The organism is Chloroflexota bacterium (genome assembly GCA_026706485.1).
GTDB lineage: Bacteria > Chloroflexota > UBA11872 > UBA11872 > UBA11872 > JAJECS01.
This window is the reverse complement of record JAPOYR010000010.1, coordinates 217207-243980: the sequence shown is the minus strand read 5'-3', so window position 1 is coordinate 243980 and position 26774 is coordinate 217207. Positions and strand designations below refer to the sequence as shown.

The 26774-nt window shown below is 66.5% G+C and carries 14 protein-coding genes; 10 read left to right on the top strand and 4 right to left on the bottom strand.

From position 1 onward, the window contains the following. Positions 1-64: 64 nt before the first annotated feature. The 3 genes from OXG79_08715 (at position 65) to OXG79_08705 (ending at position 5998) form a co-directional block, all read left to right on the top strand. Entirely contained in the window at positions 65-1669 is a 1605-nt protein-coding gene (locus tag OXG79_08715; GenBank protein MCY3783852.1) for a sialidase family protein, read from the top strand. Positions 1670-1748: 79 nt separating this feature from the next. Then, positions 1749-4334: an alpha-L-rhamnosidase N-terminal domain-containing protein gene (locus OXG79_08710; GenBank protein ID MCY3783851.1), complete on the top strand. Its 2586-nt coding sequence runs from the start codon at positions 1749-1751 to the stop codon at positions 4332-4334. 11 nt (positions 4335-4345) lie between these two features. Further along, complete coding sequence (locus tag OXG79_08705; GenBank protein MCY3783850.1) at positions 4346-5998, top strand: sulfatase-like hydrolase/transferase; 1653 nt, start codon at positions 4346-4348, stop codon at positions 5996-5998. Positions 5999-6006: 8 nt separating this feature from the next. On the opposite strand, the gene OXG79_08700 is transcribed toward OXG79_08705, so the two are convergent. Both OXG79_08700 and OXG79_08695 read right to left on the bottom strand, forming a co-directional pair. After that, a complete protein-coding gene (locus tag OXG79_08700) occupies positions 6007-7038 on the bottom strand; it encodes a Gfo/Idh/MocA family oxidoreductase (GenBank protein MCY3783849.1) in 1032 nt (343 codons plus the stop codon). A 73-nt stretch (positions 7039-7111) separates the two neighbouring features. Then, complete coding sequence (locus OXG79_08695) at positions 7112-8053, bottom strand: D-2-hydroxyacid dehydrogenase (GenBank protein ID MCY3783848.1); 942 nt, start codon at positions 8051-8053, stop codon at positions 7112-7114. Between the two features lie 113 nt (positions 8054-8166). Between OXG79_08695 and OXG79_08690 the strand changes: the two genes are divergently transcribed. The 5 genes from OXG79_08690 to OXG79_08670 all read left to right on the top strand — a co-directional run bounded on the left by OXG79_08690 (position 8167) and on the right by OXG79_08670 (position 22620). Then, positions 8167-8994: an aldolase/citrate lyase family protein gene (locus OXG79_08690; protein MCY3783847.1), complete on the top strand. Its 828-nt coding sequence runs from the start codon at positions 8167-8169 to the stop codon at positions 8992-8994. 495 nt (positions 8995-9489) lie between these two features. After that, positions 9490-13605 (top strand): fibronectin type III domain-containing protein, encoded by a 4116-nt coding sequence (locus tag OXG79_08685; GenBank protein ID MCY3783846.1) that lies wholly within the window; start codon positions 9490-9492, stop codon positions 13603-13605. A 515-nt stretch (positions 13606-14120) separates the two neighbouring features. Next, positions 14121-15191: a hypothetical protein gene (locus OXG79_08680; GenBank protein ID MCY3783845.1), complete on the top strand. Its 1071-nt coding sequence runs from the start codon at positions 14121-14123 to the stop codon at positions 15189-15191. Positions 15192-15646: 455 nt separating this feature from the next. Then, the gene (locus tag OXG79_08675; GenBank protein MCY3783844.1) at positions 15647-17314 is read left to right on the top strand and encodes an LpqB family beta-propeller domain-containing protein; all 1668 of its coding nucleotides are present in this window, start codon (positions 15647-15649) and stop codon (positions 17312-17314) included. A gap of 272 nt (positions 17315-17586) precedes the next feature. Beyond that, positions 17587-22620 (top strand): fibronectin type III domain-containing protein, encoded by a 5034-nt coding sequence (locus tag OXG79_08670; GenBank protein MCY3783843.1) that lies wholly within the window; start codon positions 17587-17589, stop codon positions 22618-22620. Between the two features lie 135 nt (positions 22621-22755). Here the strand turns inward: OXG79_08670 and OXG79_08665 are convergent, their stop codons facing one another. After that, the gene (locus tag OXG79_08665) at positions 22756-23598 is read right to left on the bottom strand and encodes an amidohydrolase family protein (protein MCY3783842.1); all 843 of its coding nucleotides are present in this window, start codon (positions 23596-23598) and stop codon (positions 22756-22758) included. Next, positions 23595-24545 (bottom strand): NAD(P)-binding domain-containing protein, encoded by a 951-nt coding sequence (locus OXG79_08660; protein ID MCY3783841.1) that lies wholly within the window; start codon positions 24543-24545, stop codon positions 23595-23597. Before OXG79_08660 ends, OXG79_08665 begins: the two co-directional genes overlap by 4 nt. A 125-nt stretch (positions 24546-24670) precedes the next feature. Between OXG79_08660 and OXG79_08655 the strand changes: the two genes are divergently transcribed. After that, a complete protein-coding gene (locus OXG79_08655) occupies positions 24671-25828 on the top strand; it encodes a mandelate racemase/muconate lactonizing enzyme family protein (GenBank protein MCY3783840.1) in 1158 nt (385 codons plus the stop codon). Next, positions 25825-26739, top strand: a complete 915-nt coding sequence (locus tag OXG79_08650; protein ID MCY3783839.1) for a dihydrodipicolinate synthase family protein — start codon at positions 25825-25827, stop codon at positions 26737-26739. The genes OXG79_08655 and OXG79_08650 overlap by 4 nt, the downstream gene beginning before the upstream one ends. The last annotated feature ends 35 nt before the right edge of the window (positions 26740-26774 follow it).

Below are 26774 nucleotides of genomic sequence, written 5' to 3'. Positions count from 1 at the left end.
CTGCCCCGCTGGTAGGCTTGCGCGCCGCTCGCCGGTCTCGATCCGCTCAGGCAAGGAAGACCAGATGCTCGCTACCCCCCGCTACCGCGCCGGCACCAGGCTCGGGCAGATCGTCGAGCTGCCCGACGGGCAGTTCTTCACGCTGACGGCCGAGGGCAAGCCGCCCTTTCAAGAGACGCTGGGGGGCGCGGCCTTCGACGATCCTTGGACGCCGGAGCGCCTGGTGATGCGACGCGGTCGCGGCATACCCATCGTCTGGTCCGAGCCGGAGGTGGTGCACACCATGCCCGGCAGTGCGGGTCTCTGGACGCTTGGTCGCGCTCTCGTCGACCGCAACGGCGACCTGCACGGGATCGGCATGCGGTTTCTCAAGTGGCCCAAGGACATCGAGCGTCCCGGCCGCGACGAGATGCGCTGCGACGTCTTCCACGTCGCCTCGCGGGACGGCGGCGCCACCTGGGAGCCGCCGCACCGGGTGGACTACGGCCATGAGTACACCGGTGCGCTGCTGGGATTCACGCAGCTTTCCAGCGGGCGGCTGCTGCTGCCGCTGCACTTCTATGACTTCGACCGCGAGGCGGGCAAGAACGTGGCCAAGTCGTGCTATTCGGACGATGGCGGGCGCACGTGGCACGCCGACTCGACGGAGCTGCCGGTGCCCTCGGGCGGGCGTCACAGCCACTCCGGGGCGGTCGAGCCCACGGCCGCGGAGCTCGGCGACGGTCGGGTCTGGATGGTCATTCGCACCCAGTTCCGCCGGTTGTACGAGTCGTTCTCGAGCGACGGCCGGACGTGGAGTCCGCCACAACCGACGCGCTTCCGGGCGCCGAATTCCCCCTGCTCGGCCGCGCGCCTGGCCGACGGACGCTTGATGCTCGTCTGGAACAACACGCAGGGCCCGCCCTTCGGCGGCGAGACGCGCCAGGTGCATGCGTCCCGGCATGTCATGAACGCCGCCATATCAGATGACGATGGGGCCACCTGGCAGGGCTACCGCGAGTTCGCGCGGCAGATCGACCACGACAACGTGGACGACCAGGTGAGCTATCCGATCATCAACCCGCTGTCCGACGGACGCGTCCTGGTCCAGTTCGCGCATGTGATTGCCGGCTGGCGGCGGGTGGAGACGGACTACGTGGTGTTCGACCCCGACGTGCTGACCGAAACGACCGACGCCGACGACTTCACCCACGGGCTGCGCGGATGGTCCACGAACGGCTGCGGCGGAGTGAGCGTGGCCCACGAGGGCAGCGAGGCGATGCTGCACTTGCAGCGCGTGGACGAACGTCCCACGGCGGCCGAGCGAAACTTCCCGTTCGGTCCGAAAGGCGAGCTGCGTTTCGAGATTCGGCGCGCGGCGGACGCCATCGGCGTCGACCTCGTGCTGGACGAGGCGTTCTGGCGCCCAAACGATCGCCGCACGGACGGCGCCTTGGATGTGTCCTTGGGCATCGCGGAGCTGCCGGCGGGCATTTGGACGCCGGTGACCGTGGCCTGGGACATCGGCCGCGGCGAAGCGATTGTCAATGCCAACGGCTCCGAGCGCCGCTTGCCGATCCGGGGCGATGCGCCGGGGCTGTGCTACCTCACGCTGTACGGGCGCGCGTCGGGCCCTGAGCTTGCCGGTACCGACGTGCGGCGACTGTCGGTCGAGGTGACGCCCGAGTAGGCCAGACTCGCGCCTCGCGGCCGTCGACCGCCGCCGCTGGCGCTACCATGCGGCGATTGGGCGTTGCCGGGAGTGAGCCATGTATTCGACCACCCCGCCGGAACTGACGGCGGTATCGCACTGGCCGGCTCGGTGGATCTGGACCGACGGCGACCCGAAGCCGCGCAATTGCTATCTCATGGCCCGGCGGACGTTCGAGTTGGGCAGCGACGCCGCGCAGGCGGAGTTGCACATATCGGCTGCCGACCGCTACGTGCTGTGGGTCAACGGACGCTATGTAGGCCGCGGACCGGCGCGCAGCGATCCGCGGCGCAAGAGCTACGACACCCATGACGTGTCGGCGCACCTGAGGTCGGGCCGCAACGTCATCGCCGTGCAGGTCTATCACTACGGCATCGAAGGCAGCCGCGGCACGGGCTGGGGTAGCAGCAGTGGCTCCAGCTACTCGGTCGGCGAGCGTGCGGGGCTCTGGGCGCAGCTCGATCTCACCCTGGCGAACGGCTCGGCGCAGACCATCGGCACCGATTCGGACTGGGTGCTGCAGCCCGCAAAGGGCTGGCGCACCGACGTTGACCTGATCAACAGCCTCGTGGGCTTCATCGAGGTCTACGACGCCGGGGCCGCCCCGGCGGATTGGATGGAGTTGGACTTCGATGACGGCGACTGGGCGCCTGCGGTCGAGATCACCGGCAACGACGTGGAGTGGTTCGTCTTCGAGAAGCGCGAGATTCCGCAGATGGAAGAGCGGATGGTCTATCCGCGGGAGGTCGCGGATGTCGGCGAGACCATTGACCTGGGCCGGACGGGACAGATCGACATTCCCGAGCTGCTGTACAGCGAGCCGCACCTGCCGCTGGAGCACGCGATCGCGGACGAGATTTCGGCGGCCCTGACACCGGACGGGTCGGCGGCAACGCTGCAAAGCGTGTTCGCGCCTGGTCAGGGGATTCGGGCTCCGTACGTCGTGGTGGACTTCGGCCGGCAGCTCTTTGGCTACCCGAAACTGGAGTTCGATGCACCGGCGGGGGCCATCTTGGACGTGACCTACGGCCAGCAGCTGCTGGGCGGGCGCATCCCGGCCGCGCTGCGCTACGGCGACCGCGTCATCACCCGCGAGGGCCGACAAACGTGGCAGGTCGGCGAGTATCGACAGTTCCGCTTTCTGCACGTGACGGTGCGGAGCCGGCACGAGGCAGTGCGGCTCCAGTCGATCGGCCTGAACGAGTATCGCTATCCGGCAGACGTCCGCGGGCGCTTCGAGTGTTCGGACGAGGTGCTGACCAAGGTATGGACGGCGTGCGTCGACACCATGGAATCGCACATCGAGGACACGATCGTTTGCGACTCCTACCGCGAGCGCGTGCCCTGGAGCGCCGGCGACGGCAGCCACGGGGGGCGGTTTACTCACGTCGCCTGGGGCGACTTGCCCGTGGTGGATCGCTACTTCCGCTTGTTCACGCTGAGCGACCGCGGCGACGGGAACCTGATGATGGCCTTCCCGCCCAGCTTCTGGCCGACGCACGTGAACCAGCACTTCATGTTGCAGTGGAGCACGCGCATTCGGGAGATCTACCTCTACGGCGGGCGGCGCTGGGTGCTGGAGGAGCTGTATCCCAGCGTGCGGAAGCAGCTCGATTGGTTCGTCCCGCACCGGGACAGGACCACCGGCCTGCTGACGTGGGTGCACCCGCTCTATCACATCGATTGGACGCCCAACGACTTCCGCGGGGCGAGCGTCATCACCAACTGCCTCTACGTCGCAAGCCTGGAGGACGCGGCGGCGTTGGCCGACGATGTCGGTCGGGACGACGACGCCGCGCGTTGGCGCGAGATCGCGCGGCAGGTACGCCCGACGGTCCGGGAGAAATTCTGGAACGAGTCGCGCGGGCTGTTCGTCGACGCGGTGCGCGACGGCGCGCAATCACCGGTGGTGAGCGAGTTGGGCAACTCGCTGGCGGTCATGTACGGCGTGGCGACGCCCGAGCAGGCCGCGAGCATCGCCGATCACCTGGCGAATCCGCCGGAGGACATGGTGCCCACGTCCCCACTGTTCTACGGCTACGTTGCCGACGCGCTGATGCTGGCCGGGCCGCGGCCGGGCGGCACCGAGCGGCTGAGTGAGCGCTACGCCTACATGATGGCCGCGTCCGACCAACCCACGATCTGGGAAGGCTGGGACAACTTCACGGCCGGCAACGGCATCGTGCGCGACGAGCAGATGGCCACCTGGGCCACCGAGCAGCGCGTGCGTCCGGCGGGCGTCCGCAGCCTGGTGCATAGCGGCGGCGTGCTCACAGGCACGGTGCTGCTGGCGCGGGTGCTGGGTGTGGATCCCACCGGTCCCGGCTTCTCGACCTGCGAGGTCCGCCCTCGGCCGGGCGGGCTGGAATGGGCGCGGGGCGTGCATCCCGCGCCGCAGGGGGATATCGAGGTCGCCTGGCAGCGGCATAGTGGCGCTTTCGAGCTTCAGGTCACCGTGCCCGAGGGCGTATCCGCGGAGGTCGTGCTGCCGCGAACCGATGCGCGACAGACCGAGCTGATGATCGACGGCGCGGCGTCGTCGTTGGAGCGGCCGCCGGTGGGCGTGGCGGTGGCGGCGGACACGGTCACGATTGCGTCCGTCGGGGCCGGTGCGCACGAGTTTCACCTTCGAGCAGCGAACTAGCAGGAGCAGCCATGGCGAATCAGCAGCGTCCGAATTTCCTCTTCATCACCACCGACCAGCAACGCTGGGACGCCATGGGGCACAACAACCCCCATATCCGCACGCCGGCCATGGACTCGCTGGCGCGCGACGGGATGCGGTTCGACCGCGCCTATCCGACGAACGCCATCTGCATGCCGGCCCGGGCCAGCATGATCACGGGCCGCAGCCAGCGCGGGCACCAAGTGTTCGATCACGCGGTGAACATGAGTGAGTCGATCCCGGTGCTGGGCGATTCGCTGCGGGCGGCCGGATATACGACGGCCCTGATCGGCAAGGCGCACTTCAAGACCGCCGACCTGGAGGACGTGTTGCCGGACGAGCCGCCGCCCGGCGCGCCGGTCAGCGACGAGGATGGGCTGTGGTACGGGCCGTATTTCGGCTTCGACTACACGGAGATTCACACCGGCCACGCCTACCCCGCCGGTCATTGGCGTGTGTGGCTGGAGCGCAATCATCCCGAGGGCCTGCGCCTCTGGCGGCAGGACCAGGCGCTGGAGGAGCCCAGCGGCGCCTTCGCCAGCTGGAAGAACTCGATTCCGGCCGAGTGGCACTACACGCATTGGACGGCCGATCGCACCATCGAGTGGCTGCGTCGGCGCGACGACGATCAGCCATTCTTCCTCTGGATGTCGTTTGCCGACCCGCACCAGCCGTTCGCTCCGCCGCAGCCCTACTGCGACATGTACGACCCGGCGGCGATGCCGCCGGCGGTGCCGCGCGAGGACGTGAGCCGCAAGCCGCCGGCCTATCAGTGGGCCCGCGACGGCATGCCATACGGCGGCTACAACACTCACGTCGGCTGGTCGGGCGACCACTTCGGCGAGATCGTGGCGCACTACTACGGTCTCACCACCTTCATCGACGACGTGATGGCCCGCGTGTTGGCGGAACTCGACCGGTTGGGTCTGCGCGACTCCACCCACGTCGTGTTCACCTCGGATCACGGCGAAGGTCTCAATGACCACGGCGTGGCGGCGAAGCCGATGATGTCTTACGAGGCCGTCAATCGGGTGCCCTTCCTCTGGCGGCACCCACCGACGGTGGCTGCGGGCAGCAAGTACGACAGCGTGACGACGCACCTCGACATCACCCCAACCGTGCTCGATCTCGCGGGGGCCGAACCGTTGCTCGGAATGGAAGGCCGCTCGTTCGCACCGCTCTTGCGCGGCGAAACCGACACCCACCGCGACGCGGTGATCGTGGAGCGCATCACGGTGATGGGCGGCGGCGGCCGGCGATTGTTGGACTCGAAGCAACCGAGTCGCGGTCCGGGCGTCGGCAGCTGGCCGCAGAGCCACGACCAGCCGTTCGAGATTCGGGTCAAGATGCTGGTGACCGACCGTTGGAAGCTGCTGCACTACGGCGGGCAGCCTTACGGCGAGCTCTACGACGTGGTCAACGACCCGGAGGACATCAACAACCTGTGGGACGAGCCCGAGTACGCGGACGTGCGGCGCGAGCTAACCGACCGCCTGTTGGCGGAGCTGATCGACTCGGAGCTGGGCGACGCCGCGGCGATTCGCAAGGCGCAGGCGCTGGGCGGGGCGCTACGCGATCAGCGCCTCGTCGAGGGCCAGCCCGAGGCGCGCGCCTCGCTGGAGGGTCGCACGCGCGGCATGTAGACGCGGCGCTAGCTGTGGAGCTCCTCCACGTCGCTCTCGCCGCAAATGTCCATGAGCGTGTGCTGCACGGCCAGGTCGTGCGCGTAGTCGATCCACGGCTCCTTCTCGCCGCGGATGCACGCCGCAAACTCGTCGATGTCGGCCCGGAACGGCTCGAAGGGATCGGCGCCGTGGATGTGCCAGCCGTCGGCACCGGCACCGGGGCCGCCGGTGTGGATCGCCGCTGACGGCACGCGGTCGCCGGCGATCATGAACGGCGTCACGATGGCCTGGGCCTCCGAACCGTAGACCTCGAAGCTGCGCGGACGCCGGTTCTCGGTCTCCAGGAAGCTCAGCTCGATCGAGGCGAGCGTCTTGGGATACTCCAGCACGACGATGTTGAGGTCGTAGTAGTCCTGCGCCTGGGACTCGGACCGCACCTGGCGCCTGAACGGGTGGACGGCGTCGGGCGTGCCGGCGACGGCCATCACCATGTCGAGCGCGTGGCAGCCGAGGTTATAGAAGGCGCCGCCGCGGAAGTAGGGACCGCCAAGCTGACGCGGGAGCACGTCGGCGCTGAACGGCGAGCCCATGTGCGCGCGCACGAGGTGCACCGTGCCGAAATCGCCGGCGCGGACCATGTCGATCACGCGGCGAAACGGCGGCAGCGGACGGAAGTTGTAGCCGACCTGGAAAAGCAGGCCCTTTTGCTGGGCCGTGCCGATGAGCTCGTCCGCGTGGGCCTTAGTCCAGCCGCAGGCCTTCTCCATGAGGACGTGCTTGCCGGCGGCGAGGGACCGGCGGGCGTAGGACGGATTCTCGACCTCGGCCCCGCCGATGACAATGCCATCGATGGACGCATCGCCGAGCACGTCGTCGATGTCGTCGATCCAGGTGATGTGCTGGTATTCGGGCGTGGTCTCGCGGTCGGCGCGGAACTCGAGGCTGGGCTCGTAGATGCCGACCAGGTCGATGTCGGGGGTGTCTCGCAGCCAACGCGTCTTGGTGCGCGCGTGCCCGTGCTTGGCGCCGAGCATGGCCAGGCGGAGTTGGTCGCTCATGAGGAAGGATCCTTGCGGTGACGTTGGCGGATTGTGTCGGCCAGCCCCCGCGGTGGCAACCGGAGCTAGGCGCTCAGTACCCCGCGTGCTTGTCGACCAGGCTGTGCAGCGGCTCGCCAGCCTGGAACCGGCGGATGTTCTCGGTGAAGAGATCGAGCCAGCGACGCTCTTCTTCCGACGAGGTGGCCCGGTGGAACGAGAGGTGGAACGTGTCGATGTCCCAGAGTGGCGAGTCGTCCGGAGGCGGGGCGATCTGCAGGCTGGCGCCGGCGAGTCGCCCGCCGCGCAGGGCGTCGGCCAGGGCGTCCAGGTCGTAGATGGCGTCGCGCCCGGAAACGTCGATCAGATAGGCCGTGGGTTTCATCAGCGCGAGTTCCGCCGCGCCGATCAACTGCCGGGTCTCAGGCGTGTTTGGGACCGCCACCGCGACGTAGTCGGATGCGCGGAGCAGGCGCGGCAACTCGTCCCGGTGCAGCATCTCGTCAACGTGCGGATGCTCGACACCGTCGGAGCGACGCAGGGCGATCACGCGCATGCCGAAGGCCTGCGCCAGGCGGGCAAGCTCGCGCCCGATGCGACCGAGCCCGGCGATCCCGAGAGTCTTGCCACGCAGCTCGGTCGGCGAGCCGTAGACGTAGTCGCGCGCGGGGCGGTGCTGCACGTCGTAGATCAGGTTGCGGGCGAAGCCGAGCATCGAGGCCAGGGCGTGCTCGGCGCCCGGCGTGTCGAACACGCCCTTGGAGCAGGAGAAGGGAATGGGGCTGTCCACAAACGCCGGGAACAACATGCTCTCGACGCCGCCCGAGGCCGCGTGCACCCAGCGCAGCCGTTCGGCCCGGGCGAGCATGGCTGCGTCGAAGTCCCCGACGAGCAGCACGTCGGCCGTCGGGACGTGGGGCCCGACGGCGTCCACATCCCCCACGGCAGCGAGACGCACGCCCGGCACGTCCTCCAGCGCCTCGGCCACGCCGTGCGCATCGAAGGTGGCGACGACTTGGAGCGGTGGATCAATCATGCGGGACCCCGGGATGAGAAGGCACGCATGATCGTATCGCGTGGTGGCCCGCTGCCCGATTGCGGTGCTGCGATACATTGACGCGGTTTGAGCCCTTGCCGTCGAGGACCTCCATGAGCAGCTACGCCGTCCGACCCGCGATCAACCATCAATCAAACCCCGTGACGCGGGCCCTGCGCGAAGGCCGCGTGGTCCTGGGGGCGTGCAGTATCTCGTTTGCGTCCCCGCCCGTGGCCCAGATCTTCGGGTCGGCGGGATTCCACTTCTACTACATCGACATGGAGCACGGGCAGCCGGGCTATCCGGAGCTGGCGACGATCTGCATGGCGTCGAAGCTCACCGGGATGGTTCCGATTGCCGGCACGACCTGCGTGGAGGACCACCTGATCGCCCGCCCGCTAGACGCGGGGGCCATGGGGGTGATCGTGCCGCACGTCGAGACGGCCGAGCATGCGGCCATGGCCGTGCGCTACAGCAAGTACCCGCCCGAGGGGAAGCGCGGCGTGCTGACGGCCGGCGTGCACACGGAGTTCGCCGAGCCGGACTGCGCCGAGCTGACCGCAGGGCAGAACCGCGAGGTCCTGACCGCCGTGAAGGTGGAGAGCGGCCTCGGCATCGAGAACATTGACGAGATCGCCGCGACGCCCGGCCTGGACGCCATCCTCATCGGCCGCACCGACCTTTCGGCCACCATCGGTATTCCGGGACAGATTCACCACCCGGAAGTTAGGAACTCCGTCGAGCGTATGCTCGACGCGGTCAAGCGCCACGGCATCGCCGGCGGTCCACACATCGGGTCGATCGATGAGTCGCTCGAATGGGCCGACAAGGGCGCGACCTTCATGAGCTATGGGTACGACGGCGACATGCTCATGCAGGCGTCGAAGCAGTTCGTCGGCGGCGTGCGCGACCTGCTGGGAGACCGGCTGCTGGACGGCTAGCTCGATGTCTTGCCTACATGCCGGTTGACACGGACCTGCATGGGGCGAGGTGCTGCAACCCCGGAGCGACGCGCACGCGACCCCGCGCATCGCCAACGTGAGCGGGTTGCGGCAGGCGTACCGGGACATGGGGGCCTACGGCGATCCCTGCGCATAACACCTGAAGTCATTGCGGATGAATATGCTGAAATATTCGCGTCACTTCGCTGACATTTAAGAGTTTCACTATCAGACGTCGGGGCCGCAACCAGGCTCCACGACCCAGTCCCGCGGTGGTCGCCAGCGACGTCGCACTGCCGCCCACCTGGGAGACACCGCACCGCGGTCTGGTCGAGGTCAGGCAGCGGCCGCCGCTTGACGCTGATCACGACGGTGACCCCGATGAGCGCCGCGGGCCACTCAGGACCGCCACACCTGCGACGACATCGCCAGTTGACATCCGCGGCATTCCAGAACAATCATGTCGATCAATTCAGGTATAAGAATTGATATGTAATGTTCTTCATTGATCGTCGTTGGGGCCGAAACGCCGTGCGTCCCGTTCTGGAGCGGGCCCGCCATGCGGCATTTGGGTTGTGGCTGGCGGGGATGCGGAGCCTGATCCGGCGCCACGGGCGGGCGCTGCGGGTGACCGGCGCGGCGCCGGCGGCGCTGCTTCTGCTGGCCGTGGTCGTCATCGGCGGTGGGGCGCCGGCGGGGGCGCAGGAGACGGAGGGCGCGGGGGCCGAGATCCGGCTCAGCGGCATGGTCGACCGGATCACCCGAACGATTATCCACCAATTCACGGTGGAGCTGACCAATCTGACCGCGACCGAGGACTATCAGGTCCTCGTGTCGAGCGACAGCGCCGCCCTCGGGATCGGCGGATGCGGGGCGGTGCAGATGCGGACCGTGACGGGTGCGACGGCGCGGGACCTCACGTTCATCATGCATGCCTGCGCGGTGGGTGAGGGGACGGTGACGGCGGCGGTGCGGCGGGCGGGGGCCAATGCCGCGGAGGCGTCGGTGAGCCGGGGCGTGACGGTGGAGGCGCTGCCGGAGATCGTGATTGGGCCAACGGGGGAGCGGATTCGGACGACGGAGGCGGCGGCGCAGGGGGCGCAGGCGGCGACGGCGCAGGGGGCGCAGCAGGTGGGGCGCCCGGACTTTGTGCGGGGGATCAGCTTTCCCGAGGCCGACCGCAAAGCCACGTCGGTGAAGGTGACGTGGGGCGAGACCCCGAACGGCGGGCGGGCGCTGACGGGGTTTGGGCTGCTGTTCTGGCGCAAAGGCGACACGCCGCCGGCGTACAACCGCGCGCTGGTGAAGGGGGCGGGGGCGCGGAGCCATACGTATACGGGGCTGCAGCCCGCCACGACCTACCGGTTCCGCATCCACGCGTGCAACGGGCGGGACAGCTGCGGCTATTGGACCAACCCGGCCAAGGAGGTGACCACAAAGCCGCACGTGGGGCGTCCGGCCAAGCCGCATACGATCCGCGTGGATGAGATCGAGCAGACCTCGGCGCGGGTCAGGTGGAGCCCGGACGCCGACACGGGGGGACGCGCGCTCACCGGCTTCGGCATCCGGTGGCGGGTGAAGGGGACGTCCTGGCCGAGCCGGGCCCAAGCGCCGAATGTCCCCCCGGGCGACAAGCGCTACACCATGAGCCCGCTGACCGCCGACACGACCTATGAAGTCAGCCTCCAGGCCTGTAACGGCACGGATAGCTGCTCGGCCTGGACCCAAAAGCTTGAGTTCAAGACGCTGCCTGTGCGTCCCCCCGGCAAGCCGCATACGATCGAGTTTCCCGACGACAAGCGGAAGCCGACGAAGGTCACGGTGACGTGGCGCGCCCCCGGGGACACGGGGGGCGCGCCGCTGACCGGCTTCCTGCTGATGCGGCGCACCGAGGGCACGTCGTGGCCGCCGGACTCCCACCGGGCGGTGGTGGGGGCCGACCGCCGGGAGTACACCTTCACCGGGCTCAGTGCCAACACGACCTATGAGATCCGCATCCGGGCCTGCAACGACGACGACGAGAACCGCTGCTCGGGGTGGGTGGACGGGAACAAGGTGACGACCCGGGCGGTGGGCCCGCCGACGGGGAAGCACACGATCGGCGTGGATCAGGTGACGGACACCACGGCGCGCCTCAATTGGAGTCCCGACGCGGACACGGGGGGGCGCCCGATCACCGGCTTCGGCATCCGGTGGCGGGAGGTGGGCGACGACTGGCCGACCGAGGCCCAGGGAGTGGTGGACCAGAACGCGCGGAACTACGTCATAACGGGGCTGGTGCGCGGCACGATGTATGAAGTCAGCATCCAGACCTGCAACGGCACGGATAGCTGCTCACCCTGGACCGACGCACTCGAGTTTGAGACGACTGGCACCAGTAGCGAGCCCGACGACACCCCGGGGCCGGTGCGCGATCTGGAGATCACGGGTGTCGGGGACGGCACGCTGACCGTGGACTGGAAGCCTCCAGCCAGTCCCAGCGACGCGGTGACGGGCTACAAGTTGCAGTCCAGGCAATCCGGCAGCTCCTGGCCGAGCACCTCGACGCCCGTCACCGCCTCGGAAAAGAACATCTCCGGGCTCACCAATGGCACGAAGTATGACGTGCAGGTGCAAGCCTGCAATGGGGACGATTGCGGCGAATGGACGGGGCCGGTCTGCGGCAGGCCGGGAACCACGACGAAACCGGAGCAGTTGGCCGTTGAGAGTGTCACCAGCCGCAGTGAGACTCTGACGGTGACGTGGGCCCCGCCGGCCTGCGTCTCGGCGCTCACGCATTACGAGGTGCAGGCGGCAGAAGACCCAACCCCACCGGCGTCGCCGGCGTGGCCGATTCGCGGCGAGGAGGTTCTCGCCGGCACCACCGAGAAGGAACTGGGATCGCTGACCAATGGCACCACGTATCTGGTGCGGGTGCGCGCCTGCAACACGGCCAGAACACCAGCCAACGACCAATGCGGCGACTGGTCCGCGCCATCCGACAAAGCGAAAGGCACGCCGTCGGAACGTCAGTTACCGACGCCCGTGAACCTCGACGTGGTGCCGTTGCCCCAGCGTAAAGCGCTCCTGAAATGGGACGCGGTCCCAGACGCCACCGGATATATCGTTCAGCTTCGAGAACGTGGGTCGGCGTGGCCCGCGTCAGTGACAGTTGACAACCGAACCGTAGCCACATCTTCTATCGAGATTGATCTCGATGGCATCTTGCAGATAATCGATCGTTCGGATCCTCTGAACCCCAAGATTGTCCCGCATAAGGGCCTCGGGGATGAGCCGGCCTTTGAGTTCAGGGTGCAAGCAACGGCTAACAACTTTGCCCCAAGTGGTCACAGCCGGCATGTGATTATCATCGACACGCCGATAACTTCCGCCAACGGACATAGCCCCGGAACCGGCGCCACATCAGGTAAGGCGGCTATCACATGGACAAGTCTGGATACGTTGCATACCGGGTCTTTGTTTTCTGGAGGAACTTATAAGCTAAGGTATCGACGATCCATGTACCCATACTTCTTTTCTGGATGGGATCCTGGAGCATTTGATTCCGCTGCTGATCCGGCAAGTCGTGGAGAAATAGCGGCCAGCTCACCCACGTCACACACCTTCACTCGTCTCACGCGTGATTCCATCTACGCCATTCAGCTCCTCTACGAAAAAGATGGTCGCACGGTATTTTCCGTGCGCGATAGCTATGTGTGGCCATCGGACGATTCGTTTGGGTCAGAAGGCATTGCGACATTTCCGGTTGATGACTATCCGCTTACGACCAAGTCGAGTGATGGCAGAAGTATGGAATTCCATTATCACATCTGTACTGATACATTCCCTTCGTCTGATCCAGAAGACGATTGGGTGCCGTTTATCAATCACGCCATGCTCCAATGGCAGCATGCGACTGACGAGTTGGTGAAGATGAAATATGCGAGAAATGAATGTATCGACTACACTATTTTCCTTGATGATCTAGTAGAGGAAGCGCGCGGCATTGCCGATGACTTAGTTGCCGCGCTGACACCAAGGGGAATTACGCCAGAACAGATAGTTGAGGCTATTAGGAGTAGGATAACTGTAGATGGCAAAGAGCTTATTAAAAGCTTCAAAGACACTGGTATCGATGGAACCAAGCTCGGTCAAGACTCTGTGTCTGATGCACAGATGAGTGAAATTATGATGATACGAGATGGTGATTGGTCTGACGAAGATCACGTGGTGTTTGCATTCTTGAAATTTGGCGGACAGATTGGCCTCGGCGGCTGCGAGGGCGGGTGTGCGCAGGCGGAGAAGTACGGATCTACGACAAGTACTGATATCTACCTGCGTGAAAGCTATCACGTAACGGATGGTCACGGCATTCTTCAGGCCTTGATTCAACCTGGAGCGGCTCTCGAGATCCAGTTCAATACGTGTCCGAACTTCAACGCAAACTACCATCTTCCGTATAGCTCAATCGTGCATGAAGCCGGTCATGCGCTAGGCCTTGGCCACCCTGATAAAAGTCAGGTGAAGACGGCGATCATGAGCTATTTCAAGCCGCATCCGCCGCAATGTGCACCGCATCCGTTGGACGTGATGGCGATATACGCGCTCTATCAGAGCAAGGTGAACCGATGAGATATATGCCGCTGAAATTGTTTCCAGGATGCCTTATGTGGAGTATTTGGAGACCTCAGAGGGTTCGGGGATTGTCATCGCTTCTCATCGCGCTTGTCGTGTTGAACGGATGCGATGGATCAACCAGTGCGCCGGATGCTGCTGCGGGCCCTCCAGATGATGCACTAACTGCTACTCCGACGCCATCCGCGTCAGTACCGACAGTGGTGTCGCGGGAAGTCTGGTCTGATGGGAGGACCGTGACTCTGTATTCGGATGGCCAGACGCTGATACAGCGGCCGACGACCGAGCACCGGCCGACACCTTTACCAACGCGGCAAGTGCAAGTGGGTTCGGAAATGCGGATTGTGGAATATGATTGTGGATCGACGACGTTCCCTTTAGCGAAAATTCATCCTTCCATAAGTCGGTATGGTGTGGGCGCATTGGCATGGTCATCGGGTGGAACAGGAATTCTATTCAGTGATAATGGAGCGATATGGTTGGCGGATGAGGTGACTGGGGAAATATATTACGTGCTTGAAAGCAATCCGGATCCTTCTAGTGAGAGTCACGAATTACTCGAGTTTGGCTACTACGCCGATATCTCTCCAGCAGGAGACAGGATCGCCTATACGACTTGCGAGTTTCCCCAATACGTGCGGTCTGGCGACAGCTATCCCGCTGTGGCGCACGAAATTGGGCCTTCCTCTGCCAATTACGATATCGTGGTCGGAGAAATAGACAAGAATGGTGGTGGTGGAATCACAAGCAATACTCGGATTACAAAAACCTCGCAACGCCTAGATCACTATCCCGTGTGGTCGGCTGATGGAATCTGGATCGCATCGCTATCGATGGACAGAACTCCGTCTAAACGTCTTTACCCAGAGTATATAGTTGCACAAGACTTGCGAGTGCGGCGAGCTGACGGGTCAAAGGGTTGGACGATCCTTGTGTCGACGCTTGGAAGACTTGATGATCGCTCACCGACGCGTGGCGGGATCGCGCTCATCCCGCCGGTTTGGTCACCGGACGGACAATACATCGCCTACTATTTGGTAACTGGAAAGAATGGCGATTTGTATACGTACGATCTTCATACCATCGAAGTCGACGAGCTTCCCACTGCGTCGAACGCGGGGCAGCACAGGATCGGAACGGTGATTTCAGGGCGCGACTCAATGCCTCCACGACCGTCCTGGTCGCCGGACGGGCAGCGGATTTCGTTTGTGGTCGACGACGGAATCGACCGGGGGCTCTTCATTGCCCAGGCAGACGGAACGGATCGGCGGCAAGTGGCAAGCGATCGGGGGATCCGGGAGGTGGCGTGGTCCCCCGACGGCTCGGAAATCCTCTTCGTACCGAACGGGCGATTTCTCGGGTTCGTCAGCCCGGATGGGGCCAGTCGTCGTCAGTTGAGCCAGGCGAAGCTGTCGTCGGTACTCGGGGAAGGATTTGCACTAGGGGAAGTTGTGTGGTCGCCCGATGGCTCCCGCATCGCGATCCATAGTTCAGAATCGCTTGTCACGATGGACCGTGTGCTCGTCACGATGGACCGTGATGGCACCGACCCGCGCACCCTGTATGAAGGCCGTCTGCGATGACCAGCCTCGAATCAATGAGGATCGCGGTGTTCGGACGACCGATAGCCCGAGGGTTGGCCGGCGTCGTGCTGACACTCGCAATGGTCGGTTGTGGCGGTGAGAAAGGCATTTGGAGACTTCAGAAGGTTCGGGGATTGTCATCGCTTCTCATCGCATTCGTCGTGTTGTCCGGCTGCGATGGATCAACCAGCGCGCCGGATGTTGCTGCGGGCCAGGCGGATGACGAAGTAACGGCGACTCCAACCCCGACGGCGGCGACTCCGACTCCGACGGAGTCAGTACCGACGGTAGTCTCGCGACGAGTATTGCCTAATGGAAGGACCGTTATTGAGTATTCGGATGGCACTGTGATTACGCAGCTTCCGACGACCGACCACTATCGCCGGACGCCTTTACCAACGCGAGAAGTCCAAGTGGACTCGGAAGTCCGAACCGTGGAATATGATTGTGGGCCCATGACAGAGGTCAGGAACATTCATGCTTCTGTAACGCGGTATGGTCTGGGATTATTGGCATGGCCATCGGGTGAAACAGGAATATTGTTTAGTTTTGATGGAGCGTTATGGTTGGCGGATGATGCGACTGGGCAAATCCATTACATGCTGGAAGCTAATCCCTATCCTTATAGTGACGACTCACTTGCATTTGGCTATTATGCCGAAGTTGCTCCGACAGGCGACAGGATCGCGTATACGACTTGCGCATTTCCCCAAGGCGTACCGGCTGCCGGCAATTATTCCGCAGTGGGGCGCGAATGGGGACCAGTTTCGGCAAATTACGATATCGTGGTCGGAGAAATAGACGAGGATGGTCGTTATGGCATCACCCGCAATACGCGGATCACAACAACCCAGCTACGGCTAGATCACTATCCTGTCTGGTCGCCGGATGGGAGCTGGATAGCATCGCTATCGATGGAGAGAAATCCGACGAGAGGCCGCGATCTAGAATTCGTAGTTGCGCAAGTCCTAGACGTGTATCGAGTTGACGGATCAATGGGTGGGACTGACCTTGTTCGCACGCTTGGGAGATTTGATGATCGGGCACCGACGAGTGGCGGGATCGCGCTCATCCCACCGGTTTGGTCACCGGACGGTCAATATCTCGCCTACTACTTAGTGACTGAAAAGGATGACGGGTTGTATACGTACGTTCTTCATACTACTGGAGTCGACAAGCTTCCCAATCTGTCAAGCTCGGCGCAGCACAGGATCGGGACGGTGACCGCGACGCTCGGCGCAATTCCGCCACGACCGTCCTGGTCGCCGGACGGGCAGCGGATTGCGTTTGTGGTCGACGACGGAACCGACCGGGGGCTTTTTACCGCCCAGGCGGACGGAACGGATCGGCGGCAGGTGGCACGCGATCGGGGGATCCGTGAGGTGGCGTGGTCACCCGACGGCTCGGAAATTCTCATCGTACCGGACGGGCCAAATCTCGTGTTCGTCAGCCCGGATGGGGCCAGTCGGCGCCAATTGAGCCAGTCGAAGCTGTCGCCGGTCCTAGGGGAAGGATTTGCTGCAATAGGGCAAGTGGTGTGGTCGCCCGACGGCTCCCGCATCGCGATTCACCAATGGGATTTGCTCGTGACGATGGACCGTGACGGCGGAGATCCTCGCACCCTGTATGAAGGCGTTCTACGACGACCCGCCGTCGATCCCGCCGTCTGCTCCGAGGGCTTCGTCGTCCCCGAGCCTGAAGCGAATCCCGGCCTCGTGCGGGACTGCGAGACGCTGCTCAAGTCGGTTGCGACGCTCGCCGGGGATTCCAATTTCCGCTGGAGAGCCGATATTCCGATCACGAGGTGGGCGGGCGTTATCGTGAAGACCCCTGAGTCCGAGGGCTTGCCGCTTCGGGTCCGTGGACTCAACCTGGAGCGGCGGGGCCTGGCCGGTTCGATTCCCCCAGAGCTTGGAGACTTAGACGGCCTGGAGACCTTGATCCTCAAGAGTAGCGGCCTGCGCGGGTCTATTCCACCGGAGCTCGCTAAGCTCACCAACCTCATATACGTCGATATCTCGAGCACCGGGCTGACCGGGTGCCTCCCGCACGGGCTCAAGCCGTGGGAACAATGGCTTCGAGGCAATACCTTGAGGCGTTGCCCAACGGCGTCGGGTCAATGAGGATCGCGGCGTTCGGACGACCGATAGCCCGAGGGTTGGCCGGTGTCGCGCTGACACTCGCGGTGGTCGGTTGTGTCGGTGCGATCAGAACGTCGGCCCCAATTGAGGGGCCGGAGACAGTACAAGCCTCATCGGACGCGGCAGCCGACGTTACCGTCCCGGTAGGCGGCGAGCCGGCGGTCGTCACGGCTGACGCCGCGCCGGAGCACAGCGCTCCAGTGACGCCGCGAACCCCACGGAATGCTGAGTTGGGAAATTCCAGCGTTGGCCCAATGCCAATTGGAGAGGTGGAGACGACAGCGACGGTGGAGGAACTGCTGGAAGATGGTCTGCGACTGGTCGGCGCCTCGCCGGTGCATCTGGCGATCAGGGGGACGGCGGGGCCCGACACGGTGCGCTGCGCGTGGCGGGGGACCGCCCGCACGGCAGCGCAGCGGGAGGATGCCATTCGGTTCTTGTTGAAGCTTGATGCGACCGACGCGATCCCAAGCGCCGCGTATCTGGAGGTGTTATTCGCGGCCACACTGAATCTGCTGAACCCTCAGTATCGCGAGACGGCGAAGGCCAACGCCCTGGCGATCGCGCGGGGCGGGCTTTCGGAGGAATACCTGTTCCTGACGTGCTTCGCGGACTACACGGTGTCCTCGTATCTGCTGGGCGCGGGGCCGACGACGGTGACGGCGGCGTACGACAACCGGGGCGAAGCGGCCTCCTACGAGCTGTACGTGCGGGAGCACGAGGCCGGGACGTTTGGCAGTGACGCGCTGCAGGCGCGCGGCGACTACGAGGCGTCGCTGCAAGCCATGGTGGTGGCGGCGGAGGAGGCGTTGGCGGCCGAGATTGGCGGCCGGGACCGCATCGTGTTCCTGGCACCGATGGGGGCGCACCACGCGATCGCGTTCGAGGCGTGGCAGGCGGTGGCGCACTGGGACGTGGCGACGGTGGACGGCACGGTGCAGGCGGTGCGGGTGGGGGCATCCGAGGGCGACCCGGAGCACACGCAGACGCTGGCCAACTTGACCAGCCGGATCACCACGGCGGCGGCGAGCGACGCGCATGCAACCACGCGGATAGCCAATGTCACGGGGCTGCAGCAGGCATACCGGGACATGGGGGCCTACGACGACATCACGCCGGACGATGGCGATACAACCACCTTCACGCCGGCGCAGCCGCCGCCGGTGTCGGGGTGCGCCAACGGCACGGCGGTGGGCACGCCCAACGCCAACCGCGGCTTGGTCCAGGACTGCGAGACGCTGCTGGCGGCCAAGGACGGACTGCGGGGCGCGGCCACGGTGAACTGGAGCACAAGCACGGTCATCTCTAACTGGGAGGGCGTCACCACCGGCGGCACGCCGAGCCGGGTGACGGGGCTGAACCTCTCCCGCAAGAGCCTGACAGGGACGATCCCGGCGGGGCTGGGCCGCCTGTTCGCGTTGACCACGCTCAACCTGAGCGGTAACCAGCTGACCGGGACGATCCCGCCGGAGCTGGGCTGGCTGACGAACCTGACCGAGCTGCGGCTGTCGGGCAATGCGCTGACGGGCTGCATTCCGCCGGCGCTCAGGAGCGTCGCCACCAACGATCTCGGCGCGCTCGCCCTGCCCTACTGCGAGCCGCCGGCGGCGCCCGCGAACCTCGCCGCGGGCACGGTGACGGCGACCGGCGTGCCGCTGACGTGGGACGCGGTGACCGGCGCCAGCAAGTATCGCGTCGAATACCGCACGAGTGACGCGGCGAGTTGGACCGTGGCCGACGACACGCTCACCGGTACGACGCACACCGTGGACGGTCTCACCTGCGACACCGCCTACGAGTTCCGCGTGAGCGCCTATGGCGACGGGACGTCCCTCGCGGCGGAGTGGGGCGAGGCGTCCTCGTCCGTGACGGCCACGACCGGCGACTGCCCGCAGTGCGACCCGGTGGTGGTCGTCAGCCCCACGCTGACGTTGGGCGCGACCGTGGGCGACCGCAGCGCCATCACCGCCGCCTGGGCCTATGGCGACGCGTGCGCGGGGCTGGTCGTGACGCACAGCGGCCTGCGGGTGACCTCCGACTACGCCGACGGCACGCGCGCGAGCAAGTCCTTGCAGGCCTCCAGCGGCTCGCCGCGCCACTTCGTGGTGCGGCGGAGCCACGAGGGCACGGGCTCGCCGCTGACGCGCCTGACCTGGACCGCCCTGGACCTGACCTATGGCCCGGGCGGGGCGCAGAGCGCCACGGTGACCTTCGACAGTCCACCCCGCCTCGTCTTCACACCCGCGGCACCGGCCAACGTGACGGCTGGGACGGCCACGGCCACCGGCGTCCCCCTCACCTGGGATGCGGTGACGGGCGCCGCCAAGTACCGGGTCGAATACCGCGTCAGCAACACGGAAACCTGGACCGTGGACGACGACACGCTTACGGCCGCGACCCACACCGTGGACGGGCTGACCTGCGCCACGGCGTATGAGTTTCGGGTGAGCGCCTATGGCGACGGGACGGCTTACGTGGCGGCGTGGGGCGAGGCCTCGGCAACCGCGATGGCCACGACCGGCGCCTGCCTGCTCCCCGCGCCCGCCGCGCCGACCACCCTGGCCGCGGGCGCGGTGACGGCCACGAGCGTGCCGCTGACGTGGGACGCCGTGGCCAACACCAGCAAGTACCGGGTCGAATACCGCGTCAGCACGGAGGTGGTCTGGACCGTGGCCGACGAGACCCTCACGACCGCGGCGCATACCGTCGACGGACTGACCTGCGCCACGGCGTACGAGTTCCGGGTGAGCGCCCATGGCGACGGGACGACCCTGGCTGCCGCTTGGGGCGAGGCTACAGCTCCCGTGACGGTCACAACCGGCGCCTGTCCGCTCCCCGCGCCCGCCGCGCCGACCACCCTGGCCGCGGGCACGGTGACGGCCACGAGCGTGCCGCTGACCTGGGACGCGGTGGCCAACACCAGCAAATACCGGGTCGAATACCGCGTCAGCGACACGGAAACCTGGACGGTGGACGACGAGATGCTCACCACCGCGGCACATACCGTCGACGGATTGACCTGCAACACGGCGTACGAGTTCCGAGTGAGCGCATTCGGTGACGGCACGAACCTGGCGGCGGCCTGGGGCGAGGCCTCGGCCACCGCGACGGCCACAACCGGGGCCTGCCCACCGCGCCCGGTGACGGTCGCCTTCGGCCAGGCCGCCTACACGGTGCGCGAGGGCGCCAGCGTGGAGGTGCAGGTGGTCCTGAGCGCCGCCTTGCAGGACCCGCTGAGCCTGGCGCTGTCGGCGGGGGGCACGGCCGGGTCTGATGACTACTCCGGCGTCCCGACGAGTGTGACGATCGCCGCCGGCGCCACCGAGACGAGCTTCGAGGTCACCGCGGTGGTCGACGCAGTGGATGACGCCGGCGAACTCTTGACGCTGAGCCTGGCGGAGCGGCCGCCCGGGATCGGCGAGGGCGAGCCGGCCACGGCCACGATCACCTTCCAGGAAGCGGCGGCGCCGGAGTTCGGGGCGGCGAGCTACGCCTTCAGCGTGGCCGAAGACGCGGCGGTCAATGCGGTGGTGGGCACGGTGACGGCGACCGCGGCGACGTCGGTGACCTACGCGATCACGGCCGGCAACGATGCCGGCGCCTTTGCGATCGACGGGTCGAGCGGTGCGCTGAGCGTGGCTGGGGCGCTGGATTACGAAACCACCACGGCCTACAGCTTGACGGTGGAGGCCAGTGCGGGAGGCGCCGCCGCCACGGTGGCGGTGGCGATTACGGTGACGAACGTGGCCGACACCGCGCCCCCGGCGCCCACCACGCTCGCCGCCGGCGCGGTGACGGCGACCGACGTGCCGCTGACGTGGGACGCGGTAGCCAACACCAGCAAATATCGCGTCGAATACCGCGTGCAGGGCACGCAGACCTGGACCGTCGATGACGAGACCCTGACCGCCGCGACGCACACGGTGGACGGACTGACCTGCAATACCGCCTACGACTTTCGAGTGAGCGCGTATGGGGACGGGACGGCGTACACCGAGGCGTGGGGCGAGGCGTCCACGGCCGTGACGGCGACGACCGGCGCCTGTCCGCTTCCGGCGCCCGCCGCGCCCGCCAGTGTGACGGCGGGGACGGTCACGGACGCCAGCGTCCCACTCTCCTGGGCCGCCGTCGCCAACGCCAGCAAGTATCGCGTCGAGTATCGCGTGCAGGGCACGCAGACCTGGACCGTCGACGACGAGACCCTGACCGCCGTGACGCACACGGTGGACGGACTGACCTGCAATACCGCCTACGACTTTCGAGTGAGCGCGTATGGGGACGGGACGGCGTACACCGAGGCGTGGGGCGAGGCGTCCACGGCCGTGACGGCGACGACCGGCGCCTGTCCGCTTCCGGCGCCCGCCGCGCCCGCCAGTGTGACGGCGGGGACGGTCACGGACGCCAGCGTCCCACTCTCCTGGGCCGCCGTCGCCAACGCCAGCAAGTATCGCGTCGAGTATCGCGTGCAGGGCACGCAGACCTGGACCGTCGACGACGAGACCCTGACCGCCGTGACGCACACGGTGGACGGACTGACCTGCAATACCGCCTACGACTTTCGAGTGAGCGCATACGGCGACGGAACGACCCTGGCCGCGGCGTGGGGTGAGGCGTCCACGTCCGCGACGGCCACGACCGGCGCCTGCCCGCCCCCGGCGCCCGCGGCGCCCGGCAGCGTGACGGCGGGGACGGTCACGGCCGCCAGCGTCCCGCTGTCCTGGGCCGCGGTCGCCAACGTGAGCAAGTACCGCGTCGAATACCGCGTCAGTAGCACGCAGACCTGGACCGTGGACGACGACACGCTCACGGGGACGACGCACACGGTGGACGGGCTGACCTGCGGCACGGCGTACGAGTTCCGGGTCAGCGCGTACGGCGACGGGACAACCCTGGCCGCGGCGTGGGGCGAGGCGTCCACGGCCGCGACGGCGACGACCGGCGCCTGCCCGCCGACGGTCGCCTTCGGCAGCGCCCTATCGCGGGTGCGCGAGGGGGCCAGCGTAACGGTGACCGTGACCCTGAGCGCCGCGCAGTCAAGCGCGGTGACGATCCCGCTGACGGTGTTTGCCGGGACGGCCGCCGTTGACGAAGTCACCGGCGTGCCGGCCAGCGTGACGATCGCCGCGGGCGCGACCACCGCCAGCTTCAAGGTGACGGCCGTGGAAGACCAGGTGGTCGAGCATGGCGCGGAGACGCTCTTTCTGTGGTTCGGCGAGCTCCCCGCCGGGATCTCGACCGGCGCCCCCGCCCGGCACCTGCTCGCGATTAGAGACGCGCCAAGCCAGTGACGGCAACGGCGGGACCGCGACGGCAACGGTGACCGTGACCGTAACCGATGTTGCCGAGAAACGCGCACCGGCGTCCCGTCCGCATGCGGTGACTCCATCCACCGCGATCCGCTGACAGGCGCGGGGGACGGGCAGCTATTCCAAGCCCAAGAGGCTCAAACTGTCGCGGTGGATGATGCCCTCGATCTCCTCGGACGGAATCTTCGGCAGCCCGGTGCCCTCGGTGACGGCGTTGATGTTTCGCAGGGTGTTGATGGTGCCGTCGACGGTACTGAAGGGCAGGTCGCTGCCGAAGAGCACGTTGTCGATGGCGCCGAACTCGCTGAGCATGGCCAGCGCCTGGTAGAGCCACCACGGCTTGTTTTCGAGACCCGACACGTCGGTGAAGACATTGGGGTGCTTGCGCGCCACGACCATGGCGTCGGCGAACCACGGCAGGCCGATGTGCGCCAGGATGATCCTGAGGTCCGGAAACTCGCGCGCCACCGGGTCGTAGAGCAGCGGACTGGCCAACTCCATCGGCGTGTTCGCCATGCCCTGGTAGGCCGCATGGGTCAGGATCGGCAGCCCCAGCTCCTGGGCGCGGGCATGGACGCGCCCGGCCTTCGGGTCGTTCGGGTGATAGTGCTGATAGACGGGGCTCATCTTGATGCCGCGCAGGCCGAGATCGGTCACGCAGCGGTCGATCTCGTCGAGGGCGTCCGGTTGATTCGGGTCAATTGACATAAAACCGATTAGCTTCTCGGGGTGCTGGCGCACGTAGCCGGCGATGTGATCGTTGGGCGTGCACATCTCCATGGCGATCGAGTTGATGCCGAACACGATCACTCGATCGGCCGTTCTTTCGGCCTCCCAGTGCCGCTCGGGCGTGACGTTGATATCGAGCACGTCCGGCGGATAGGTCATCTCGATGGCCCGGCTGAACTGCGGGCCCCACTGCTCGGAGGTGCTCAGGTGGGTGTGGACGTCAACGATCACGGCGCTCGCGCCTCCCAGAGGAGCGGCTCACCCGCGATCAACCGCCGCACGTTTTCGGCGACGCCGGCCGAAGTCTCGCGAACGAAGGCATCGCATGCGTTCGAGGCGTGCGGCGTGACGAACACCTCATGGTCAAAGAGTGGGTCCGTGGGATCGACCGGTTCCTCCCAGAAGACGTCGATCCCGGCCGTGCTCAGCTTGCCGCGGCGCAGCGCGTCGATGAGCGCCTCGCGGTCGATTACGTGACCCCGCGCCACATTCACGATCACGGCGTCGTCGTCCATGGCGGCGATGGATTCGGCGTTGATCATGCCCTCGGTCTCGGGCGTGAGCGGCGTGGCCAGCGCGATGAAGCGACACCCGCGCACGGCCTCATGCAGCTCGTCGGGCGAATGCACTGACGTCAACCCAAGCTCCTGCACATCCGTGTCGCGCGGCGTGCGGCGCACGCCGACGATTTCGCAGCCGAATGGCTGCAACAGCCGCACCAGCTGGCTCCCGATGCCTCCCAGCCCGATGACGCAGACCCTGGCGCCGAACAGCGAGTGTCCGAACGGCACGTTCCAGTCCTGGGTGCGAATGCCCTCGAGCAGCCGCGGATAGCGGCGTCCCCCGCCGATTAGCAGGAAGAGCGCCATTTCCGCCACGGCTTGTGCGAGCCCGCCGTCGGCCGAGGGCACGTTGGCCACACGAACGCCGCGGGCGTTTGCCGCCGCCACGTCGATGGCGTCGAGCCCGACGCCGGGCTGCTGGACCAGGCGCAACTGCGGGGAGGCGTCGAGGACGGTGGCGTCGATGATGGCCCGTGCTGGAAGCAGGACCGCGGCGTCGCCCGCGTACTCCGCGACCTTGTCCTGGGGACAGGTGCGCACCCGGTGATCGGGAAGGGCTGCCTGGATGCCGCCCGAGAGGTCCGGCATGTAGTCGTTGCAGAACAGCAGGTCCACGGGATGGTCCGCCTTTGCTCGCCCGCGGCCCAGCGACAACGGGCGCCAAACTCCTTGGGCAGCATGCGATCATAGGCTGCCGGTTCCGCGGGTGCGAGCGCACCCAACCCTCGCGGGGAGGCGACATGCGGATCACCGACGTCAAGCACTTTGCGCCCACGGTGGGGATGCGGCCCCAGATCGTCGTGAAGGTGGAGACCGACGCCGGCATCTCGGGGCTGGGAGAGTCCGGCACGGCGGGCCGTGAGCGGGCGGTCGGGGGCATGTTCGACCACTACCGCGAGTTTCTCATCGGCAAGGACCCGCGGCGGATCGAAGACATCAACCAGGTGCTCTACCGCAGCCAGTATTTCGAAGGCGGCACCGTCATCACCGCCGCCGCCTCGGCCATCGACATCGCGCTCTGGGACATTCTCGGCCAGCACCTCAACACGCCGGTCTGGCAACTTCTAGGCGGAGCGTCGCGCCACAAGGTCACGTGCTTCGCGGATGCCGTCGCCGGCGACGGCGCGACCATGCCCGATCGCGCGGCGGACCTCGCGGCCAATGGCTGGGGCACGATTCGCTTCTCCCCCGTGATGTCGACCGATGACGATCCCGAAGCGCCGGAGGACGTATACGAGCCCTGGGAGTCTGTGGTGGCTTCGGCGGAGATGCTGCGCGCGGTGCGCGACCGCGTGGGACCGCGAGTGCGCCTGGGGATCGACCTCCACCACCGGCTCAGCGTGGCCGACGCCGCCGAGTTCTGCCGGCTGGTCGACGACGTCAACCTGATGTTCCTGGAAGAGCCGATCAGGTCCGAAAGCCCCGACGCCTATGCCTCGCTGCGCGCGATGACCGACATTCCGTTCGCCATCGGCGAGGAGTTTTCGGGTATCTATGTGTTTGCGCCGTTCATCGAGCGTGGGCTGAGCAACTACGTGCGGCTGGACGTGTGCAACGTCGGTGGATTCACCGCAGCCAAGAAGGTGGCCGGCATGGCGGAGGCCCACTACCTGGACCTGATGCCCCACAACCCGTTGGGACCAATCTCGACGGCGGCGGCGGTGCACCTGTGCGCGGCTGTGCCGAACTTCGCCCTGCTCGAATACAACTGGCACACGCGGGCTCGTCCGCCGGACCTGTTCCCCGAGGGTTTGGACATCGAGGGCGACGCGTTTCCGCTGCCCGAGGCGCCGGGGCTGGGCGTCAAGCTCAACGAAGACGCGCTGGCGGACCATCCGACGATGTTCTGGGAAGCCCCCCACCTGCGCCGCCGCGACGGCTCGTATACGAACTGGTGAGCGACGCTCGACTCGGGCGGTTCTACTCGATCCTGCAGACGCCGTTCGACGCCGACGGCGCAATCGACCGCGCGAGCCTGACGCGGCTGCTGCGTCACCGTGAAACCTGCGGTTGCGACGGGCTGTTTCTGCTGGGCGTGGCGTCCGAGGCCATGTTCCTCAGCCGGGCCGAGCAGGAGGAAGTCGTCGGCCTGGTGACGGGCGAGCTTGGCGGACGGCTCCCGGTGCTGGTCGCGGCCTACGCGCCCGCCACGGCTGCCGTCATCGAGCTGGGACGGCGCTGGACCGATCTGGGGGCGTCCGGAGCGGTGGTGCTGCCGCCGTATGCCACGGCTCCCACGGACCACGCGGTGGTGCGCCACTACGCGGCGGTCACGGACGCGCTGGACGTGCCGGTAATCGTCCAGGACGAGCCGAACACCAGCGGCGTGGCCATGAGCGCCGCGCTGGTGGCGCGCATTGCCCGCGAGGTGGAGGGCGTGGCCGCATTCAAAGTCGAAGGGCAGCCGGTGACGCAGCGCCTGAGCGCGGTGCGGGCCTTGGTCGGCGACGCGCGACCGCTGTACTCGGCGGCCGGCACGTCCTTCGTGCAAGAGCTGGAACGAGGATCGAGCGGCATGATGACGGGCTATCCCTATCCCGAGGTCATTGTCGAGACCCTGGCGCTGTTCCACGCCGGCGACGCGGCGGGCGCGAATGCGCTCTGGGACCGCCTGATGCCGCTGACGGCGATGGACGCGCGGCCCGGCTTGATGTGGGCGGTGCGCAAGGAGATTCTCAAGCGGCGGGGGCTGATCGACCACGAGACGGTGCGGGATCCGGCGCCCACGATCGACAAGGCGACGCGGGACGAGATCGGGCAGCTGATCGACCGGCTGGCGCTGGCTGAGAGATATCCTGCCGCCGACTAGTCGCGCGGGCGTATGATGGCCGCAGGCTGCGGCGG

What these genes read in the sequence shown, in the direction of transcription:
- OXG79_08700 (MCY3783849.1), bottom strand. Translation starts at nt 7,038, where the DNA reads ATGAGCGACCAACTCCGCCTGGCCATGCTCGGCGCCAAGCACGGGCAC.
- OXG79_08695 (MCY3783848.1), bottom strand. Translation starts at nt 8,053, where the DNA reads ATGATTGATCCACCGCTCCAAGTCGTCGCCACCTTCGATGCGCACGGC.
- OXG79_08685 (MCY3783846.1), top strand. Translation starts at nt 9,490, where the DNA reads ATGTTCTTCATTGATCGTCGTTGGGGCCGAAACGCCGTGCGTCCCGTT.
- OXG79_08655 (MCY3783840.1), top strand. Translation starts at nt 24,671, where the DNA reads ATGCGGATCACCGACGTCAAGCACTTTGCGCCCACGGTGGGGATGCGG.
- OXG79_08690 (MCY3783847.1), top strand. Translation starts at nt 8,167, where the DNA reads ATGAGCAGCTACGCCGTCCGACCCGCGATCAACCATCAATCAAACCCC.
- OXG79_08715 (MCY3783852.1), top strand. Translation starts at nt 65, where the DNA reads ATGCTCGCTACCCCCCGCTACCGCGCCGGCACCAGGCTCGGGCAGATC.
- OXG79_08705 (MCY3783850.1), top strand. Translation starts at nt 4,346, where the DNA reads ATGGCGAATCAGCAGCGTCCGAATTTCCTCTTCATCACCACCGACCAG.
- OXG79_08670 (MCY3783843.1), top strand. Translation starts at nt 17,587, where the DNA reads ATGCCAATTGGAGAGGTGGAGACGACAGCGACGGTGGAGGAACTGCTG.
- OXG79_08710 (MCY3783851.1), top strand. Translation starts at nt 1,749, where the DNA reads ATGTATTCGACCACCCCGCCGGAACTGACGGCGGTATCGCACTGGCCG.
- OXG79_08675 (MCY3783844.1), top strand. Translation starts at nt 15,647, where the DNA reads ATGACAGAGGTCAGGAACATTCATGCTTCTGTAACGCGGTATGGTCTG.